The sequence below is a fragment of the Pseudorhodoferax sp. Leaf274 genome (assembly GCF_001422445.1).
Lineage (GTDB): Bacteria > Pseudomonadota > Gammaproteobacteria > Burkholderiales > Burkholderiaceae_C > Pseudorhodoferax.
The window spans coordinates 151,958-170,736 of record NZ_LMNA01000007.1 but is presented as its reverse complement, the minus strand read 5'-3'; the positions used below and the strand labels follow the sequence as shown (position 1 = coordinate 170,736).

Genomic DNA, 18,779 nt, shown 5'->3' with positions numbered 1-18,779 from the left:
GGATGCAGCACTACAACTTCCATCGGCCGCACTCCGCCGTCTCGCACCAACCTCCCGCCTCCAGACTCGGCTTTGACGGGAACAACGTCCTGAGAAACTACATCTAGCTGGCCCGATTACGGGCCCGCAAGTTTTACGCTTGGACGCCCGTACACCCTCTCGTGGGCATCCCAGTAGCAGCCCCGTCATCGAGGCAACTGACCGATGATCGGCCGGACGACGACATCTGAAACATCTGACGGCGATTCCGGAAGGGGCGCCGCCATGCAAGATGACCATCGAGGGGCAGTAAGCCCATCGAATCGATCCTCGACGACGCAGCGGCCTGACGAGCGCGCTTCGCGCTCGTTTGCCCCCAGCATGAGCTTCTGCCACCAAGCTGGTGCGTTCCAGCCGGGTAATGAGCGCCCGACCTTCCCGCCAAATCCGTTAACGTGGATCGCCTGATACCCATTGCAGCACCACGAGCGCGACCGCTTCTCGACTTTGAACCCTGAACGTATTACTCCCATACGGGAAATGGGTCCGCGAAGCTCGCCCAGGCTTCGACTCCGACTGCCATCTCGGCGTCGGTCAACAGACAGTCGTCCAGCCGCTGGCGTAGCGCCGGCTCGTCCATGCCAATGCCGATCAGCACCAGCTCCTGACGCGCATCGCCGACGTCGTCCTGCCAGTTCGCTCGGATCACGGCACGCGTCTCTTCGTCCTGCGGCCACTCGTTCGCCGGCACGGCCGCCCACCAGTAACCCGCCGCGCCGTGCCGAGCTACTGCACCGGCCTGCGACCAGTTGCCTGCGAAGCCCGGCCGGCTGGCCAGCCAGAAAAAGCCCTTGGAACGCACGACACCTGCCCACTCGCTTTCCACCAGATCGAAGAATCGCTCCGGGTGAAACGGCCTGCGTGACCGGTAGACGAAGTTGCTGATGCCATAGGTCTGCGTCTCAGAGATGTGCTCCCCGCGCGCTTCCTGCAGCCAGCCCGGGGCCTCGGCAGCGGCATCGAAGTCGAACAATCCGGTGCCAAGCACCTGGTCCAGCGGCACCTGGCCAAACTCTGCGACCACGATCTTCGCGCGCGGGTTCAGGCCATGCAGGATGCCCAGCAACCGCCTGCGCTCGGCGGTGGACACCAGATCGGTCTTGTTCAAGACCAGCACGTCGCAGAACTCGACCTGCTCGACCAGCAGGTCCACCACGGTGCGTTCGTCTTCCTCGCCCATGGACTGGCCACGCGACTGCAGGCTGTCGCGCGAGCCATAGTCGCGCAGGAAGTTGAGGGCGTCGACGACGGTGACCATGGTGTCCAACCTCGCGACGTCGGCCAGGCTGCGGCCATCCTCGCCGGTGAAGGTGAAGGTCTCTGCCACGGGCAAGGGCTCGGACACGCCGGTGGACTCGATCACCAGCTGGTCGAACCGCCCAGCGCGCGCCAGGCGCTCGACCTCCAGCAGCAGATCCTCGCGCAGCGTGCAGCAGATGCAGCCATTGCTCATCTCCACCAGCTTCTCGTCGGTGCGCGACAGCGCGGCGCCACCGTCGCGCACCAGCGCGGCATCGATGTTCACCTCCGACATGTCGTTGACTATGACCGCCACGCGCCGGCCCTCGCGGTTGTGCAGGATGTGGTTGAGCAGGGTCGTCTTGCCGGCGCCGAGGAATCCGGACAGGACGGTGACGGGCAGTCGTTCGGGTATGGTCATGGGGTGGTGATCCATCGGCAGCCTTGCAAAGCGCCAGAGTTTAACGATAGTGCTATATCATTATCGAAAGCTTTCGATACATCCATGACGCCACACCCTTCTCCGGCACCTCATCGCCCCGCGTCGCGGGCCTGCCATGCCGTCGCGCTGACCCTGTTCTTCGGCTCTGCCGCAGTAGCAGCTGCGGACGACACCGCCGAGCTGGCCCCCGTCACCATCACCGGCACGCGCGAACGCGCTTACCGGGCCGTGGTCGCACCGACCGCGAACAAGAGCGACACCACGGTCAAGGAGACGCCCTTCTCCATCCAGACAGTGACACGCGAGCTGATCGAGGACCGCGGCGTCACCACCTTCGGCGAAGCCGTGCGCACCGTGCCCGGCCTCACACCGCAGGTCGGATGGGGCGGCAGCAACGACCGCTTCCGGCTGCGCGGCTTCGCCACTTCGGCCAACCTCAAGAACGGCTTTCGGCGCAGCGTCTTCGCGCCGGTGGACGAACTGGTCAACATCGAGCAGATCGAAGTCCTCAAGGGTCCGGCTTCCGCGCTGTACGGGCGGTTCGAGCCCGGCGGCGTGGTCAACCTGGTGACCAAGAAGCCGGCAGGCGAGGCCTGGAGCAGCATTGAGTTCACGGCAGGCTCGCACGATTTCTTCCGCACGACGCTGGACAGCACCGGCGCCGTCAGCGACATGCTCAGCTACCGCTTGACGGCGTCCGTGCAGGACAACGGCAGCTTCCGCGACTTCGTCGACAGCCGCACGCAGTTCGTCTCTCCCGTGTTCCAGTGGCAGCTCGCGCCCGGCACGACCCTGACCGCGGAGGCCGAACTGGGCCGCAAGCGCGGCAGCTTCGACCGCGGCTTCGGCAACAGCCCCTTGTTTCTCGGCGTGCCGATCCGCACCAACTACGCCGAACGCGACAGCCGCTACAGCAACGACAGCGCACTGGGCACGCTGGTGCTGGACCACCGCTTGGACAGCGGCTGGCAGTTGCACGCCGGCCTGCAGGCCTCCTCGGCCAAGACCGATGCGACCTGGTATCCGTTCGGCTTCAGCCCGACTAGCGGCGCGCACACCAGCGATCCGCAGGTCAACCGCCGCAAGCAGCGCAGCATCGATGACCAGACCGACACCACTGTGATGGCGGAAGCCTCACGCCGCTTCGACCTGGGCGCCACCAAGCACCGCATCCTGGTCGGCGCCGATGCCAACCGCGACGTCTGGGACTTCACGGCCGATGCCAATGTGGGTCCGCTGGGTTTTCCGGTGAATCTGCCGATCAGCCTGTACAACCCGGTGCACGGCACCGACGCCGGGGCCCTGCTGCCCTACGACAGCTCCAACTACAAGAGCCGCAGCCTGGGCCTGTACGTGCAGGACGAGATCCAGCTGGGCACGCAGTGGCGCGTGCTGCTGGGTTTGCGCTACGACCGCACGCGAAGCGAAGGCCGCGCCGCTTACCTGCCGACCGACGATACGCTGCAGCGCACGGACGATGCCGTGTCGCCGCGCGTGGGCGTGACCTGGACGCCGTCCGAGACCGTGTCGCTGTACGCGAGCTGGGCCAAGTCGTTCCTGACCGAGCCTTTCAGCGGCATGCTGCGCAACGGCTCACTGCCCGCGCCGTCGCGCGGCATGCAAACGGAGGTGGGGGCGAAGCTCAGCCTGCTCGACGGCCGCCTGGAGCCCACGCTGGCAGTGTTCGACATCCGCCGCCGCAATGGCGTGGTGTCCGATCCCGAGGACTTCGACTACGTCATCCAGGTCGGCGAGCAGCGCAGCCGGGGCTGGGAGCTGGATCTTCCGTTCAGCGTGACGCCGCAGTGGCGGCTGCTAGCCAGCTACACCCAGCTCAAGGCGGAGATCAGCGAAGACAGCGACGGCACGCTGGTCGGCAAGCTGCTGGCCAATGCGCCGCGCCGCAGCGCGAGCCTGTGGAGCACCTACGACTTCGCCGCGGACCTGCGGGGTCTTAGCGCAGGGCTGGGTGCGATCTACGTCGGCGAGCGCCAGGCCAACACGGCCAATTCCTTCGTGCTGCCGTCCTACGTGCGCTGGGATGCCAACCTGGCCTACCGGTTCGGCACCGCGCAGCGCTACAAGCTGCAGGCCACGCTCCAGAACCTTGGCAACCGCCGCTACTACGATTCGGGCGGAGCCTTCGTGCCCACCTATCCGGGCGCGCCGCGCAGCCTGCTGGTGACGGCCGGCATCACCTTCTGATGGCGCTGCTCGCCCGGGGCCTGGTCGCAGGGCATGGCGGCAATCCCTTGCTGGGACCGCTGGACCTGGCCTTGGCGGCCGGCCGGCTGGTGTGCCTGATCGGCGCCAACGGGGCCGGCAAGTCCACCTTGATCCGCACCTTGTGCGGGATGCAGCCCGCCATCGCGGGCGAGGTTCTCCTCGGCGGCACTGCGCTCTCAGCGTTGCCAGGCGCCGAGCGGGCCCGGCGTCTGGCTGTGGTGCTGACCGAGCGCGTGTCCGCCACCCTGATGAGCGGCTACGAACTGGCCAGCCTGGGACGCTATCCGCACATCGGCTGGTCCGGCCGCCTGGGTGCTGCGGACCACGTGGCCGTCGGCAGTGCGCTGGAGCGCGCGGGCGCCTCAGCTCTGGCGCACCGGCCGGTCTCGGAGATGTCGGACGGCGAGCGCCAGAAGGTGCTGATCGCGCGCGCCTTGGCGCAGCAACCAAGCCTGCTGGTCCTGGACGAGGCCACGGCCTTCCTTGACCTGCCCCGGCGCATCGAGACCATGCAGCTGCTGCTGGACTTGGCGCGGCGCGAGCGCCTGGCCGTGCTGCTGTCCACGCACGACCTGGAGCTGGCCCTGCGCTACGCCGACACGCTGTGGCTCATCGACGGTCAACGTCAGCTGCACGCTGGAGCGCCGGAAGACTTGGCGATCGGAGATGCGCTGGCGGCCTCGTTCAAGGCCGATGGCCTGGCCTTCGACCTGGAAAGCGGTGAGCTGCGCGTGGGCCGCGAGGGCGGACGCGGCATCGCACTGGAGGGCACCGGCATCCCGCTGGTCTGGGCCCGCCGAGCCCTGGCGCGCGCTGGCTTCGTGGTCCAGCCCGATGCGGCCGACCACGTCCGCGCGGATGCCCTGGGGTACGCATTGACCCCCGCGCAGGCGCCGGCGCAACACTTCACTTCGATCGGTGCGCTCGTGGAGGGCCTGGAGGCATTGCCGGCTCGGGGCGCACCATGTCCATGAACATCCTGTGCACTGTGCTGGGCGCTGCACTTGCAATGTTGGCCGGCTGCACCCAGGTCGCGCCGCCGCCGCGCACGCCCTGGCCTGTCCAGCCAGTCGGCGATGCACCGCCGTCCATGAACCTCGATGCAGCCTGCGTCGCGGACTACCGGCCCGGCGTCGACTACTTTCCCGACAAGCTCGCGTTCTCGTATTCCACCCAGCTCACGGTGGCCTACGGGCCGCACTTCAAGCGCGTGTGGTTCCGCCCGAGCGTGGTCGCGGGCGAGGTGCAGGAGTACCTGTTGGTGCAATGCGGCACGCCGGCACCGCCGCACGGTCCCCATGTGCAGGTCGTGCACGTCCCGGTCCAGCGGCTGGTCACCGGCAACTCGGCCATGCTGGGCGCACTGGACGAACTCGGCCTGGTCGACCGGCTGTTCGGGTCGGAGAGCACGCGCAGCGCCACGGTCCCGTCCGTGCGCGAGCGCGTCGCCCGCGGCCTGGTGCAGGACATGTGGGGCCATGGCCACGCCTCCATCGAACCGGTGATCGCGGCGCAGCCCGACGTTTACCTCAGTTTCTATTCCGCCTACCCGCAGGGCAACATGCATCCGCGGCTGTGGGAACTGGGCGTGCGGGCCATCGCCCAGGCTGACCACCACGAAACCCATCCCCTTGGCCGCGCGGAATGGCTCAAGCTGCTGGCCCTGCTCGGCAACCGCGAGGCGCTTGCCAACACGCAGTTCGCGCACATCGCATCGGAGTACGCGCGCTGGCGAGAGATCGCCAGCCAGGCCGGCACACGGCCGGATGTCCTGGCCGGCTTTGCGTCGGGCCGCGCCACCATGGAGACCTTCGGCGGCCACAACCAGCGCGCGCAGCTGATCCACGACGCGGGAGGGCGCTACGTGCTGGACGATGTGGAAAGTCCCAGCAGCCTGGTCTACCTGCCGTTCGAGATGGTCTACGTGCGCGGGGCGCAGGCGCCGGTCTGGCTGGGCACGCTGGGCGGCCGTGCCAGCGTGCAGTCCCTGCTGGAGGCCAACACGCTGCATGGCTGGTTCGCGGCAGCGCAGGCGGGCCGCGTCTATGCCTGGGACCGCGGCTACACCGGCGCGTGGGCCTACCCGTACCAGGACCAGGGCATGACGCGACCGCATGTGCAGTTGGCCGAAGCTGTGGTTGCTCTCCATCCCGAGCTCCTGCACCTTGCCGGAGCACCCGTACCTCCCGCTCCTCAGTTCTTGCGCAAGCTTCCATGACGATTGCACATCCTTCCGTCCTGACGCCACTTGGGCGGCAGAACACTGCTTCACGCGCCGTGGTCTGCTTCACCGCGCTCGGCCTGCTCGTGCTGGCCCTGTTCACCGCCGAGCTGATGCTGGGTGCGGTGCCGATCCCGCTGGGCGCTGTGCTGCAGGCACTGGTCTGTGACCCGGGAGGCAGTCAGGTGTGGCGCGACATCGTCCTGGCCTTCCGGCTGCCGCGCGCACTGAACGCCGTGTTCTCCGGGGCCGCGCTGGGCGTGGCTGGCCTGCTGTTGCAGACCCTGTTCCGCAATCCCCTGGCAGACCCGTTCGTGCTGGGCATCGTGCACGGCGCGCGGCTGGGCAGCGCCATGCTCGTGACACTGGCGGGTGTGGTCGGGCATGCCTTCCTGGTCCGCTTCGGTCTGGTCGGCGATGTAGGTCTGGCCCTCGCGTCGGTCGCTGGCTCGGTCGCGGTGCTCGCGCTGCTCGCGGCGCTGTCACAGCGGATTGGCACCGTGACACTGCTGATCGTCGGGCTGATGCTCGGTTATCTAGCGGTAGGATTAATCAGCGTGCTGATGCACTTCATCGACGAGACCCAGGCCCGCGCCTTCAAGGCCTGGGACGATGCCAGCTTCGCGGGCGCAACGCGCCAGCAGCTTCAGATTCTGGTCCCCGGGGTGGGGGCTGGCTTGGCCGCCTGCGCCGCACTGGTCAAGCCGCTGAACGGGCTGCTGCTCGGGGAGCGCTATGCGGCCTCCATGGGCATGCGTGTCGGTCTGGTCAAGCGCATGGCGCTGCTGACAACCGCGTGGCTCAGCGGCTTGGTGTCCGCCTTCTGCGGCCCGGTCGCCTTCCTGGGACTGGTCGCAGCCCAGGTGGCCCGCGCGATGATGCGCAGCGCAGACCATCGGGTGCTGATTCCGGCCGCGGCCCTGGTCGGGTCTTCACTCGGACTGGCCGCCGATCTGGTCATGCATCTGCCCTGGAGCCGCCACGTGTTCCACCTGAACGCCGTCATCGGCCTGGTCGGCGCGCCGCTTGCGTTGTGGATGCTGTACAGGACAAGAGCGATGCAACAGGTGGACTGACCAGCACCGGGCCGGCGGCCGAGCAGCGGGCCAAATCATAGGGTGCGCATCGGAGTTGCGAAGCCAAGACTCTCGGACGACCCGACGTCGCGGGCGAACAGCTATCGCACAGCATTGGCCACAACCGGTTGCCAATCGTTGATGCAGCAGGAAAAGTCGACCGTTCTTGGCGACGACGTCGCTGGAAGTTGGCGAGACGCGAGCAACGGTGCGACGACGGTCAGGCCGTCTTCTTCTTGTTGAGGGAGGCTTGCGCGTAAGCCGTGTCTTCGCCCCCATCCGGACGTGGAGTGTAGTAACAGTGCTCGGAGAGCGGCCAAATTCGGGAGCTCGCTTCGCTCGTCAGCTGGCAACATTCGGCCCAAATAGCCGAAAAGGAGCGTCGAGGTGCGGATACACGTCGAGGTTGTAATCGAAGGCCAGCCCGCGCGACAGCGCATCGCAACGGTCGAGCGGATCGTGAAGCCGGCCACCTGCGACGGCTTAGGCTTGTCGCTTGACTAAGCCAAGGGACGTACCCTACAAGGCAGCACGCCTGTGGTCATGAGCCTGCTCGGCAACCAGTTAGGTGCTGCCTTCATCGATAGCGCCAGTGCTCGGCCTCATGCAGACAAGCTCCGCTTCCTCGCCGTGACAGGCACCAAGCGCGTTCGTGGGCTTCCGGACCTGCCGATCCTCCAGCGGGCCACCATGCATATCCTGCGAGACGCGCCGATCATCGCCGGACGCCCTCAGGCAAACAAGTTCAGCTGCCCGACTTCCTATGCGTACCGGACGGATTCAAGCTTGTCGTGGCTGATGGCAGTTCCATCATCGGTGACTCCACAGTGCAACTGGCGCACGAAACGTGACGCGACTGCGGGCAGCTTTTCGAGTAAGGCAACTCTGCGATCCAGTTGCCGCCACGAAGGTAGGCGCCTGGAGCCACAAAGCAGTGAGGCCCAAGGATCAGTGGTCCCTTGAAAATGATCGAGAGACCTTGTCCGCGCGATCTCGTCCAGCATCCGTGCTCGGCGCGGAGCTTGATCTCGCGGGCAGCGATGGGCATGACTTTTTCATCAGAATGCCGGCGCGGAATGTCCGCAGCGCAACGTGCTGCCGTGTCTCGCAGCAGTCAGCGCAACGTGGCTTCCGCAGTGGCCGGTGCGCGCTGCCGCGGGGCGGCCGCGCTGGGCCGGCCTTGCGCCAGGCCGGCGGGTGCATCGGCCGCGGTGCCGGCGGTGCCGCCGATGTCGTAGTGGCAGGCGATCCAGTGCGCCTCGCCCACGGGCCGCAGCAGGGGCCGCTCGGCCGCGCAGCGCGCCGTGGCGTGCGGGCAGCGCGACTGGAAGCGGCAGCCGCCCGGCAGGTCGATGGGCGAGGGGATGTCGGCCATGGCCGTGGGCGCGGATTCCACACGGCTCTCGCTGGATGCGATCAGCGCGCGCGTGTAGGGGTGGCGCGCGCGGCCGACCACGTCCTCGCGCGTGCCCAGTTCCATGAACTCGCCCAGGTACAGCACGCCGACCTGGTCGCTCATGTAGGCCACCACGGCCAGGTCGTGCGAGATCAGCAGATAGGTCAGGCCGCGGGCGCGCTGCAGGTCTTTCAGCAGGTTCAGGATCTGCGCCTGGATCGACACGTCGAGCGCCGACACCGGTTCGTCCAGCACCAGCGCCTGCGGCTGCAGGCCCAGCGCGCGCGCGATGGCCACGCGCTGGCGCTGGCCGCCGCTCAGTTCGTGCGGATGGCGGCGCGCCATCTCGGGCGCCAGGCCCACGAGCGTGAGCAGCTCCTCGGCCTTGGCCAGCACCTCGCTACGCTGGGCCAGGCCGTGCACGCGCAGCGGCTCGCCGATGATGTCGGCGATGCGCATCTGCGGGCTCAGCGACGAGTAGGGGTCCTGCAGCACGGGCTGCACCGTACGGTGGAAGGCCTTGCGGCGTGCGCCCTGCAGGCCGGCCAATTGATGCTCGCCCACGCGGATGCTGCCGCCGCTGACGGGCTCGGCCGCCAGCACCAGCCGCGCCAGCGTGCTCTTGCCCGAACCCGATTCGCCGACCAGGCCGAAGGTGCTGCCCTCCGGCACATCGAAGCTCACGCCGGCCACGGCGTGCAGGGTCTTGCCGCGTCCGAACAGGCCGCGCTTGACCTGGTACTGGCGCTGGGCGCCCTCGACGGAGATGAAGGGCTTGCTCATCGCACGGCCTCCAGTTCGGCCTCAGCCTGCACCGGCTCGCCGGGGGCGTCCTGCAGGCCGAGGCGCTCGGGCGTGCGCCAGCAGGCCACGGCCCGCTGGCCCTCGTCCCAGCCGAACCAGTTGGGGTACTGCGCGTTGCAGCGCGCATCCGCCAGCGCGCAGCGCGGCGCGAAGCGGCAACCCTGCGGCCAGGCGCGCGGCGAGGGCGGCGTGCCGGGGATGGTCTTGAGCCGCTCCTGCAGGTCGGCCAGCGAGGGCGCTGCGCGCAGCAGGCCCTCGGTGTAGGGGTGCACGGGGCGGTGGAACACCTCGCCGATGGGCCCGCGCTCGACCACGCGGCCGGCGTACATGATGGCCACGTCGTCGCAGAACTGGGCCGCCAGCTTGAGGTCGTGCGTGATGAACACGATGGTCATGTTGCGGCTCTTCTGCAGCTCGCGCAGCAGGTTCAGGATCTGCAGCTGCACGGTCACGTCCAGGGCCGTGGTCGGCTCGTCGCAGATCAGCAGCTCGGGCGCGGCCGCCACGTTGATGGCGATGGACACGCGCTGGCGCATGCCGCCGCTGAACTGGAAGGGGTAGCTGTCCAGCCGCTCGGCCGCGGCCGGGATGCGCACCGCCTCCAGCGCCGCGATGGACAGGCGCCGCAGCTCGGCCTTGTTGGTGATGCCGTGGTGGTAGCGGAAGATCTCGCCGACCTGCTCGCCGATGGTCAGCAGTGGGTTCAGCGAGGTCATCGCGTCCTGCAGCACCATGCCGATCTGGCGGCCGCGGATCAGGCGCATCTGCTTCGGTGTCTTCTTCAGCAGGTCCTCGCCCTTGAACAGCACCTGGCCCTTGACCACCCGGCCGTTGGCCGGCAGCAGGCCCAGCATGGAGCTGCAGGTCATGCTCTTGCCCGAACCCGATTCGCCGACCAGGGCCAGCGTGCGGCCGGCGGCCACGCGCAGGTTGACATGGTCGATGGCGGTGATGGTGCCGCTCTTGGTGACCAGCTGCGTGGTCAGGTCGCGGGCTTCCAGAAGAATGTCGCTCATCGGTTCACCAGGTTTCCGGAATCGAGGTATTGAGCCGGTCGCGCAGCGCATCGCCGAGCAGGTTGGCGGCCAGCACGGTCACGATGAGCACGCAGCCCGGCGCCACGCAGACCCACCAGGCGGTGGACAGGAAGCCGCGGCCCTCGGCGATCATGGAACCCCACGACGGCGTGGGCGGCTGGATGCCCAGGCCCAGGAAGCTCAGCGTGGCCTCCAGGATGATCACGCTGCCCACGTCCAGCGTGGCCAGCACGACGAAGGTGCCGACGATGTTGGGCGCGATGTGGCGCAGCATGATCCACAGCGGCGAGGCGCCAGCCAGCCGCGCCAGCAGCACGAAGTCGCGCGACTTGAGCGAGAGCACCTCGCCGCGCACCACGCGCGCGAAGCGGGCCCAGTTGGCCAGCGTCAGCACCAGGATCAGGTTGAACAGGTTCACGCCGATGGCGCCCGACAGCACCAGCGCCAGGATCACGGCCGGGAAGGCCAACTGCATGTCGGCCAGGCGCATGACCAGCGCGTCCACCGCGCCACCCAGGTAGCCGCCGGCCAGGCCCAGCGCGGTGCCGAGCACGCCGGCCAGCAGGACCGCGCAGGCCGCGATGAAGAGCGAGACGCGCGCGCCCGCGATGGCGCGCGAGAGGATGTCGCGGCCCAGCTGGTCGGTGCCGAACCAGTGCGTGGCCGAGGGCGGCTGGAAGGTGTCGGACAGCGAGATCGCCACAGGGTCGAACGGCGCGACCCAGGGCGCGAACAGCGCAGCGATGAGCACGGCGCCGAACACCGCGAAGGCCAGCCCCAGCTGGAAGCGGGCCAGCCGGCGCCGCCTGCGCGCGGGCGCGCTGCCGGCGAACGTCGGCTCGGCCGGCGTCTCGGTCAGCACGATGGGGGTGAGTTGCAGGGAGCGTTCAGCCATAGTGGATGCGGGGATCGATGACGGCGTAGAGCAGGTCCACCGCGAGGTTGACCAGCGCGAACACGACGGCCGAGACCGTCACGGCGGCCTGCACCACCGTGTAGTCCAGGTTGTTGATCGAGTCCAGGATCAGCTGACCCACGCCGGGCCAGGCGAACACCACCTCCACCGACACGGCGCCGCCCATCAGCACGCCGAACTGCAGCGAGACGAAGGTGATGACGGGCAGCAGCGCGTTCTTGAGCGCATGGCGCAGCACGATCACATGCTCGGGCACGCCCTTGATGCGCGCGAACTTCACATACTCGCTGTGCAACACGGCCGCCATCGACGAGCGCGTGAGCCGCGCGATGCCGGCCGCCGCATACCAGCCCAGCGCGAACATGGGCAGCGCCATGTGGCTCAGCCCGCCGTAGCCGCCCGTGGGAAACCAGCCGAACTGCAGCGAGAACATCTTCACGAAGATCAGGCTGAAGAAGAAGGGCGGAGCGGCCTGGCCGAACACCGAGAAGATCTTGCCGAACTGGTCGAGCAGGCCGCCCGGCCAGACGGCCGAGGCCACGCCCAGCGGCAGCCCGATGGCCAGCGCCACCAGCAGCGCCGCCAGCGTTAGCTGCAGCGTGGGCCCGAGCGCGCCGGTGACGACCTCCAGCGCAGGCTTGGAGAAGCGGTAGGAGTTGCCGAAGTCGCCGCGCGCGAGTTCGCCGACGAAGCTGGCGAACTGCTGCGGCAGCGGCCGGTCCAGCCCCATCTGCTCGCGCAGCACCTGGCGGTCGGATTCGGTCGCCTCGGGCGGCAGCATGAGGTGCGTCGGGTCGCCGATCGCGCGCACGACCGTGAAGATCAGCGCGACGACCAGGAACACCGTGAAGAAGGCCTGCACGAGGCGTCGCAGGATGTACTGGGCCATGGAAATGCGTGGGGAATGGCGCGAGCGGCCGGTGCGGGGCACGGCCGGACAAGTGGGCAATGTAGGCAGGCGCACGCCGCCGGCCAACGAAGCTTTTCCGATATGCATAGCCGAAAAAGCGTCTTGATCGCGCGGGCGCTGCGCCAGCAGACTGCATGCCCCCTTTGCTTGCCCGTCTCCCCTTGCACGCCATGCCTTTGTCGCTTCGCCCGCTGCTCCTTTCGGCCGCCCTCGCGCTGACCGCCACGACCACTGCCCACGCGCTGGGCGGCAAGCCCGCCGTGGACCGCAAGACCGTAGTGGTCGGCATCTTCTCGGACATCGGCAACCTCGATCCGCAGGTCTCCACCACGGTGGACTCGGCGCGCTCGGGCTGGCAGCTGTTCGACACGCTGTACGGCTTCGACATCGCCGGCAACATCGAGCCGCGCCTGGCCACGGCCCACCAGACCAGCGCCGACGGGCTGCGCTACAGCTTCACGCTGCGCCGCGGCGTGAAGTTCCACGACGGCGCGGCGCTGACCTCGGCCGACGTGAAGTACTCGCTCGAACGCATCCTCGAACCCGAGACCAAGAGCACGCGCCGGCCGTACTTCGCCGGCCTCATCGAGGGCATCGACACGCCCGACGCGCAGACCGTGACGATCCGCCTCACGCGGCGCGACGGGGCCTTCATCAACAAGGTGGCGGGCTACCTGTACATCCTGCCCAAGGCCTACACCGAATCCCTCAAGACGCCCGAGGCCTTCGCGCAGGCGCCGATCGGCTCGGGGCCGTACCGGCTGGTCTCGCGCGCCATCGGCCAGCAGCTCGTGTTCGAGCGCTTCGACGCCTACTACGGCCCCAAGCCCGAGATCGAGAAGCTGGTGTTCCGCGTGCTGCCTGACGCCAACAGCCGCGTCAACGCGCTGCTGGCCGGCGAGGTGGACATCGCCGACGATGTGCGCGCCAGCGACCTCGCGCGGCTGCGCAAGACGCCCGGCGTGGAGGTGCAGAGCGGCCCGGCCGGCAGCCCGCTGCATGTGCGCCTGTACTCCAATGTGCCGAACACGCCGCTGGCCAAGCGCGAGGTGCGCCTGGCGCTGAACTACGCCATCGACACTGAGGCCATCATCCGCAACGTGATGCACGGCGCCGGTGCGCCGCTGTCGTCCTTCATCTCCAAGGCCTACCCCTATGGCGCGCTGCAAGGCAAGGGCAACCCCTATGGCTACGACCCGGCGCGCGCCAGGAAGCTGCTGGCCGAGGCCGGCTACCCGAACGGCTTCGACCCCGAGGTGCTGTGCTACTCGGTCTACGAGCGCGCGATCTGCGAGGCCGTCACGGCCTACTGGTCGCAGGTCGGCATCCGCGCCAAGCTCAAGGTGATCGACCCCGTGGCCTTCGGCCGGCTGGACAACACGCACCAGAGCGGGCCGATGAACTTCACGCAGTTCGCCAACGCGATCTACGACCCGGTGCACCCGGTGGCCGGCGGCGCGAGCAAGGCCGGCACCTGGTCGGACTACTTCAACCCCGAGGTCGAGGCGCTGCTGACCACGCTGGAGGCCGAGGCCGACCGCGGCAAGCGCGACGCGCTGTTCCAGAAGATCGCGGGCATCCTCAACGAGGACGGCTTCGACGTGCTGCTGTCCGAGCAGTTCTTCAACATCGCGCGCGACAACGGCCTGCAATGGGAGCCCCAGCGCGGCGGCAAGTTCTACAACTTCCGCAACGTGCGCTGGAAGTGAGTCGCCCGACCTCCATGACCCGCGGCACCGCCGCGCAGCACCTCCGATGACCCAAGAAATCCGTTTGAACGCCTTCGCGCTGGCCGCGCCCTCGCACCTGTCGGCCGGCCTGTGGCGCCACCCGCGCGACCGCTCGGTCGACTACAACAAGCTCTCGTACTGGACCGACCTCGCGCAGCTGATCGAGCGCGGAAAGTTCGACGGCCTGTTCCTGGCCGACGGCATCAGCCTGTACGACGTCTACCAGGGCTCCAGCGACGTGGCGCTGCGCCTGGGCCTGCAGTTCCCGCGGCTCGATCCGCTGCTGCTGGTCTCGGCCATGGCGCACGTGACGCAGCACATCGGCTTCGGCATCACCAGCAGCGTGACCTACGAGCCGCCCTACATGTTCGCGCGGCGCATGGCCACGCTGGACCACATCACCAATGGCCGCGCCGGCTGGAACATCGTGACCAGCTTCGGCGACAGCGGCACCAAGGCCTTCAACGGCAAGGCCGCGCGCCAGCACGACGACCGCTACGCCGTGGCCGACGACTACCTGGAGCTGGTCTACAAGTACTGGGAGGGCAGCTGGGAAGACGGCGCGGCCCTGCGCGACCGCGCCACCGGCGCCTTCTGCGACCCCAGCAAGATCCACGTGGTGCGCCACGACAGCGACTACTTCCAGAGCGAAGGCGTGTTCATCACCGAGCCCTCGCCGCAGCGCACGCCGGTGCTGTACCAGGCCGGCGCCTCCACGCGCGGGCGCGAGTTCGCCGCGAAGCATGCCGAGTGCGTGTTCATCAGTGCGCCCAGCCGCAAGGTGGCGCGCGACCTGGTGGCTGACACGCGCCGGCGTGCTGCCGAGATCGGCCGCGACCCGCGCGACCTCCGCTTCTTCCAGTCGCTGACGGCCATCCCCGGCCGCACGCGCCAGGAGGCGCAGGACAAGCACGCCGACTACCTGCGCTACGCCAGCGTGGAGGGCACGGCCGCGCTGTTCTCGCGCTGGACCGGCGTGGACCTGTCGAAGTTCGCGCTCGACGATCCCATCACCTACGTGAAGACCAACGCTCAGCAGTCGGCGCTCGAGGTCTACACCACGGCCGACCCGGGCCGCGTCTGGACGGTGCGCGAGGTGCTGGACCGCGTGGCCATCGGCGGCGGCGGCGACCTGCTCGTGGGCTCGCCGGCCGATATCGCCGACGGCATGCAGGCCTGGGTGGAGGAGACCGGCATCGACGGCTTCAACCTAGGCTATGCGCTGGCGCACGAGAGCTTCGCCGACTTCGTCGAGCTGGTGGTGCCCGAGCTGCAGCGCCGCGGCGCCTTCAAGCGCGACTACCGGCAGGGCACGCTGCGCGAGAAGCTGTTCGGCGCCGGGCAGGCGCGACTCAACGCGCGGCATCCGGGTGCCCAGGCGCGGCACGGTGCGCAGCAGGCCGTGGTGGCCTGAGCCTCTCAATCTCCAGGAGTTCGCATGGTCTTCGACACCGACCTCTCCAACCCCTACCTGCGCCAGGCCGCCGAACTGCGCGAGGCCTTCGCCGTCGACGCGGTGGAGCGCGACAAGGCCGGCGGCCAGCCCATCGAGCAGCTGCGCCTGCTCAAGGCCAGCGGCCTGCTGCGCCTGGCGATCCCGCGCACCTACGGCGGCGAGGGCCAGCCCTGGTCCACGGTGCTGCGCGTGGTGCGCGAGTTCGCCAAGGTCGATGGCGCGCTGGGCCATCTGTTCGGCTACCACACGGGCTCGCAGGCGGCGGCCTGGCTCTACGGCAGCTCGGAGCAGGCGGCCACGCTCTACCAGCGTTCAGCGCGCAACAACTGGTTCTGGGCCAACAACGGCAACTCGCGTTCGCGCTCGTTGTTCGGCAAGCGCGAAGGGGAGGGCTGGGTGCTGAATGGGCACAAGCCCTTCACCTCAGGCAGCCACATCGCCGACTACCTCAACATCACCTGGCTGGACGAGAACGGCGAGACCGTGGGCGCCACCATCCCGGCCAACCGCACGGGCTGGAAGGCGCTGAACGACTGGGACGCCATCGGCCAGCGCCAGACTGGCAGCGGCACCGCCACCTACGAGAACGTGCGCGTGGAGCCGCACGAGGTACACCAACCTGGCGCCACCGCGGGTGCGCCGTTCCGCACCGTCACTCCCTTTTTGCAGCAGAGCGTGCTGCTCAACGTGTTCCTGGGCAGCGCCCAGGGCGCGCTGCTCACGGCGCGCGGCTACACGCGGGAAGAAAGCCGGCCCTGGGTGCATTCGGGCGTGGAGCGCCATGTGGACGACCCCTGGGTCAAGCGCGTCTACGGCGACCTCTACACGCGCACGCTGGCCGCCACCGCCTTGGCCGACCAGGCCCTGCAGGCGCTCGACCAGGTCTGGCAGTTGGGCTTCGCGCTGACGGCGGAACAGCGCGGGCAGTACGCCATTCCGATTGCCGCGGCCAACGCCTTCGCGGGCAACACCGCGCTGGAGGTGACGAGCAAGATCTTCGAGGTCACGGGCGCGCGTTCCACCGCCAACCGTTTCGGCTTCGACCGCTTTTGGCGCAACGTGCGCACGCACACGCTGCACAACCCCGAGGAATACAAGACCCGCAACGTGGGCACCTGGTTCCTGACCGGCGAGCCGCCGGCGCCCAGCATCATCCAGTGAGCCACAGCACCATGCCCCAGGAAATCCGCCTCAATGCCTTCGCGATGGCCGCGGCATCGCACCTCTCCGCCGGCCTGTGGCGCCACCCGCGCGACCGCTCGGTGGACTACAACAAGCTGGCCTACTGGACCGATCTCGCGCAGCTCATCGAGCGCGGCAGGTTCGACGGCCTGTTTCTGGCCGACGGCATCAGCGTCTACGACGTCTACAAGGGATCGAGCGAGGCAGCGCTGCGCCTGGGTGTGCAGTTCCCGCGCATCGACCCGCTGCTGATGGTCTCGGCCATGGCCCATGTCACGCAGCACCTGGGCTTCGGCATCACCAGCAGCGTGAGCTACGAGCCGCCCTACATGTTCGCGCGGCGCGTGGCCACGCTGGACCACATCACCAATGGCCGCGCGGGCTGGAACATCGTGACCAGCTACGGCGACAGCGGCGCCAAGGCCTTCAACGGCCAGGGCGCGCGCCAGCACGACGACCGCTATGCGCTGGCCGACGATTACCTGGAACTGGTCTACAAGTACTGGGAGGGCAGCTGGGAGGACGGCGCAGCGCTGCGCGACCGCGAGAGCGGCGCCTTCACCGACCCGAGCAAGATCCATGTGATTCGGCACGACAGCGCACATTTCCAGAGCGAGGGCGTGTTCATCAGCGAGCCTTCGCCGCAGCGCACGCCGGTGCTCTACCAGGCCGGTGCTTCCACGCGCGGGCGCGCATTCGCCGCCAAGCATGCCGAGTGCGTGTTCGTCAGCGCGCCCAGCCGCAAGATCGTCAAGGACATCGTGGCCGACACGCGCCGGCGCGCGGCCGACAACGGCCGCGATCCGCAGGACATCCAGTTCTTCATGTCGCTCACCGCCATCCCGGGCCGCACGCGCCAGGAGGCGCTGGACAAGCATGCCGACTACCTGCGCTACGCCAACCAAGAGGCCACGGCCGCGCTGTTCTCGGGCTGGACCGGCATCGACCTCTCCAGATACAAGCGCGACGACCCGATCAGCTACATCCCCACGCAGGGCCAGCAGTCTGCCGTGGAGCGCTACACCACGGCCGAGCCCGGGCGCGTCTGGACCGTGGGCGAGGTGCTCGACCGCGTGGCCATCGGCGGCAGCGGCCAGCTGGCCGTGGGATCGGCGGCCGAGGTGGCCGACGAGCTGCAGGCCATCGTCGAGGAGACCGGCGTGACCGGATTCAACCTGGGCTATGTTCTGGCCCACGAGAGCTTTGCCGACTTCGTCGAGCTCGTGGTGCCCGAACTGCAGCGCCGCGGCGCGTACAAGCGCGAGTACCGCAGTGGCACGCTGCGCGAGAAGTTGTTCGGCGCGGGGCCGCGGCTGCCGGAGACGCACCCGGCGGACCAGGCGCGGCGCAAGCTGGCGGTGGAAGTGGACTGAGCGGGCTGGCTACTCAGCGCGCCGGCGTCAGCCCGGATCGAGCCGTGTGAATTGGCTGCGCGACAGCAGGCGCCTGAAGTCGCGGTCGAAGGTGACCAGGTGCTCGCCCTGCTGGATGACGGCCGCGGCCAGCCAGGCGTCCGGCAGGTCGTTCGCTGCGAGGTCCTTGTCGATGCACAGCGCGCGCAGGATCGGCCACTCGTCGCCCAACGTGGGCACATGCACACCCGGCGCGTCGACCAAGGCATCGACGAAGCGCATGGCGTCTGCGATGGGCGTGGGCTGGGAGAAGATCTTCGGATGCGTGACCAGCCGCAGAAAACTGGCGGTGACCATGGGCTGTAATGCCAGGGGTGCCGTTTCCTCCGCCCGTGCGAGCGCGGCTTTGAGCCAGTTGCGCGCGCTGGCATGGTGAGGGTGGTCGCTGCGAGAGGCCGCGACGAGGACGTTGACGTCCGGCGTCATTCGTCGGCGGCGTCCAGCAGATCCTTGTTGCGCAGGCCGTTGAGTCCAGCCGCCAGGCCGCCCTTGCCGTGGTAGACGGGCATGCTGCGCGTCGAGCGGCTGCGCGGTGCCGCCTTCAAACGCAGCTGCAGCCCTTCCTCGATCAACCGCGTCAGGCTCGTGCGCTGCTGCGCCGCCAGGGTTTTGGCCTGGGTCACGAGTGCATCGTTGAGGTTCAGCGTGGTCTTCATGGCGCACCTTCTTCGGTACAGATATCTGTATTGTAGA

At 68.5% G+C, this 18,779-nt stretch carries 15 protein-coding genes and 1 pseudogene; 9 read left to right on the top strand and 7 right to left on the bottom strand.

The features are described 5' to 3' along the window. Window positions 1-107: pseudogene (locus tag ASF44_RS31725) on the top strand (IS481 family transposase); the annotation flags it as partial. A 395-nt stretch (window positions 108-502) separates the two neighbouring features. On the opposite strand, the gene zigA reads toward ASF44_RS31725, so the two are convergent. Further along, window positions 503-1,714: a zinc metallochaperone GTPase ZigA gene (zigA, locus tag ASF44_RS11980; protein WP_056899444.1), complete on the bottom strand. Its 1,212-nt coding sequence runs from the start codon at window positions 1,712-1,714 to the stop codon at window positions 503-505. 69 nt (window positions 1,715-1,783) lie between these two features. Here zigA and ASF44_RS11975 point away from each other — a divergent pair, with 69 nt between their 5' ends. The 4 genes from ASF44_RS11975 (at window position 1,784) to ASF44_RS11960 (ending at window position 7,243) form a co-directional block, all read left to right on the top strand. Then, the gene (locus tag ASF44_RS11975; RefSeq protein WP_082524713.1) at window positions 1,784-3,925 is read left to right on the top strand and encodes a TonB-dependent siderophore receptor; all 2,142 of its coding nucleotides are present in this window, start codon (window positions 1,784-1,786) and stop codon (window positions 3,923-3,925) included. Beyond that, window positions 3,925-4,920, top strand: a complete 996-nt coding sequence (locus ASF44_RS11970; protein ID WP_056899443.1) for an ABC transporter ATP-binding protein — start codon at window positions 3,925-3,927, stop codon at window positions 4,918-4,920. Before ASF44_RS11975 ends, ASF44_RS11970 begins: the two co-directional genes overlap by 1 nt. 116 nt (window positions 4,921-5,036) lie before the next feature. Continuing rightward, window positions 5,037-6,164, top strand: coding sequence for an ABC transporter substrate-binding protein (locus tag ASF44_RS11965; RefSeq protein ID WP_235579200.1), 1,128 nt, complete (start codon window positions 5,037-5,039; stop codon window positions 6,162-6,164). After that, window positions 6,161-7,243 carry an iron ABC transporter permease gene (locus ASF44_RS11960; protein ID WP_056899441.1) on the top strand — a complete coding sequence of 361 codons (1,083 nt, stop codon included), beginning with the start codon at window positions 6,161-6,163 and terminating at the stop codon, window positions 7,241-7,243. The genes ASF44_RS11965 and ASF44_RS11960 overlap by 4 nt, the downstream gene beginning before the upstream one ends. A gap of 1,114 nt (window positions 7,244-8,357) precedes the next feature. Here ASF44_RS11960 and ASF44_RS11955 read toward each other — a convergent pair. Genes ASF44_RS11955 through ASF44_RS11940 form a run of 4 tightly spaced genes read right to left on the bottom strand, consistent with a single transcriptional unit; the run spans window position 8,358 to window position 12,285 of the window. Continuing rightward, a complete protein-coding gene (locus ASF44_RS11955; RefSeq protein ID WP_082524711.1) occupies window positions 8,358-9,422 on the bottom strand; it encodes an ABC transporter ATP-binding protein in 1,065 nt (354 codons plus the stop codon). Continuing rightward, window positions 9,419-10,459: an ABC transporter ATP-binding protein gene (locus ASF44_RS11950; RefSeq protein ID WP_056899440.1), complete on the bottom strand. Its 1,041-nt coding sequence runs from the start codon at window positions 10,457-10,459 to the stop codon at window positions 9,419-9,421. Before ASF44_RS11950 ends, ASF44_RS11955 begins: the two co-directional genes overlap by 4 nt. A gap of 4 nt (window positions 10,460-10,463) precedes the next feature. After that, complete coding sequence (locus ASF44_RS11945) at window positions 10,464-11,375, bottom strand: ABC transporter permease (RefSeq protein ID WP_082524710.1); 912 nt, start codon at window positions 11,373-11,375, stop codon at window positions 10,464-10,466. After that, window positions 11,368-12,285, bottom strand: a complete 918-nt coding sequence (locus ASF44_RS11940; protein ID WP_056899439.1) for an ABC transporter permease — start codon at window positions 12,283-12,285, stop codon at window positions 11,368-11,370. The genes ASF44_RS11945 and ASF44_RS11940 overlap by 8 nt, the downstream gene beginning before the upstream one ends. Window positions 12,286-12,476: 191 nt before the next feature. Between ASF44_RS11940 and ASF44_RS11935 the strand changes: the two genes are divergently transcribed. From ASF44_RS11935 to ASF44_RS11920, 4 genes are read left to right on the top strand one after another with little or no spacing between them, the layout of a single operon-like run. Then, the gene (locus tag ASF44_RS11935; RefSeq protein ID WP_056899438.1) at window positions 12,477-14,015 is read left to right on the top strand and encodes an ABC transporter substrate-binding protein; all 1,539 of its coding nucleotides are present in this window, start codon (window positions 12,477-12,479) and stop codon (window positions 14,013-14,015) included. Window positions 14,016-14,061: 46 nt separating this feature from the next. Continuing rightward, window positions 14,062-15,450, top strand: a complete 1,389-nt coding sequence (locus ASF44_RS11930; protein ID WP_056899437.1) for an LLM class flavin-dependent oxidoreductase — start codon at window positions 14,062-14,064, stop codon at window positions 15,448-15,450. A 24-nt stretch (window positions 15,451-15,474) separates the two neighbouring features. Next, window positions 15,475-16,653: an acyl-CoA dehydrogenase family protein gene (locus tag ASF44_RS11925; RefSeq protein WP_056899436.1), complete on the top strand. Its 1,179-nt coding sequence runs from the start codon at window positions 15,475-15,477 to the stop codon at window positions 16,651-16,653. A gap of 11 nt (window positions 16,654-16,664) precedes the next feature. Next, complete coding sequence (locus ASF44_RS11920) at window positions 16,665-18,047, top strand: LLM class flavin-dependent oxidoreductase (protein WP_056899461.1); 1,383 nt, start codon at window positions 16,665-16,667, stop codon at window positions 18,045-18,047. Between the two features lie 27 nt (window positions 18,048-18,074). Here ASF44_RS11920 and ASF44_RS11915 read toward each other — a convergent pair whose 3' ends face one another. Both ASF44_RS11915 and ASF44_RS11910 read right to left on the bottom strand, forming a co-directional pair. After that, complete coding sequence (locus ASF44_RS11915; RefSeq protein ID WP_056899435.1) at window positions 18,075-18,512, bottom strand: TA system VapC family ribonuclease toxin; 438 nt, start codon at window positions 18,510-18,512, stop codon at window positions 18,075-18,077. Then, window positions 18,509-18,742 carry a DUF6364 family protein gene (locus ASF44_RS11910; RefSeq protein ID WP_056899434.1) on the bottom strand — a complete coding sequence of 78 codons (234 nt, stop codon included), beginning with the start codon at window positions 18,740-18,742 and terminating at the stop codon, window positions 18,509-18,511. The genes ASF44_RS11915 and ASF44_RS11910 overlap by 4 nt, the downstream gene beginning before the upstream one ends. Between the last annotated feature and the right edge of the window lie 37 nt (window positions 18,743-18,779).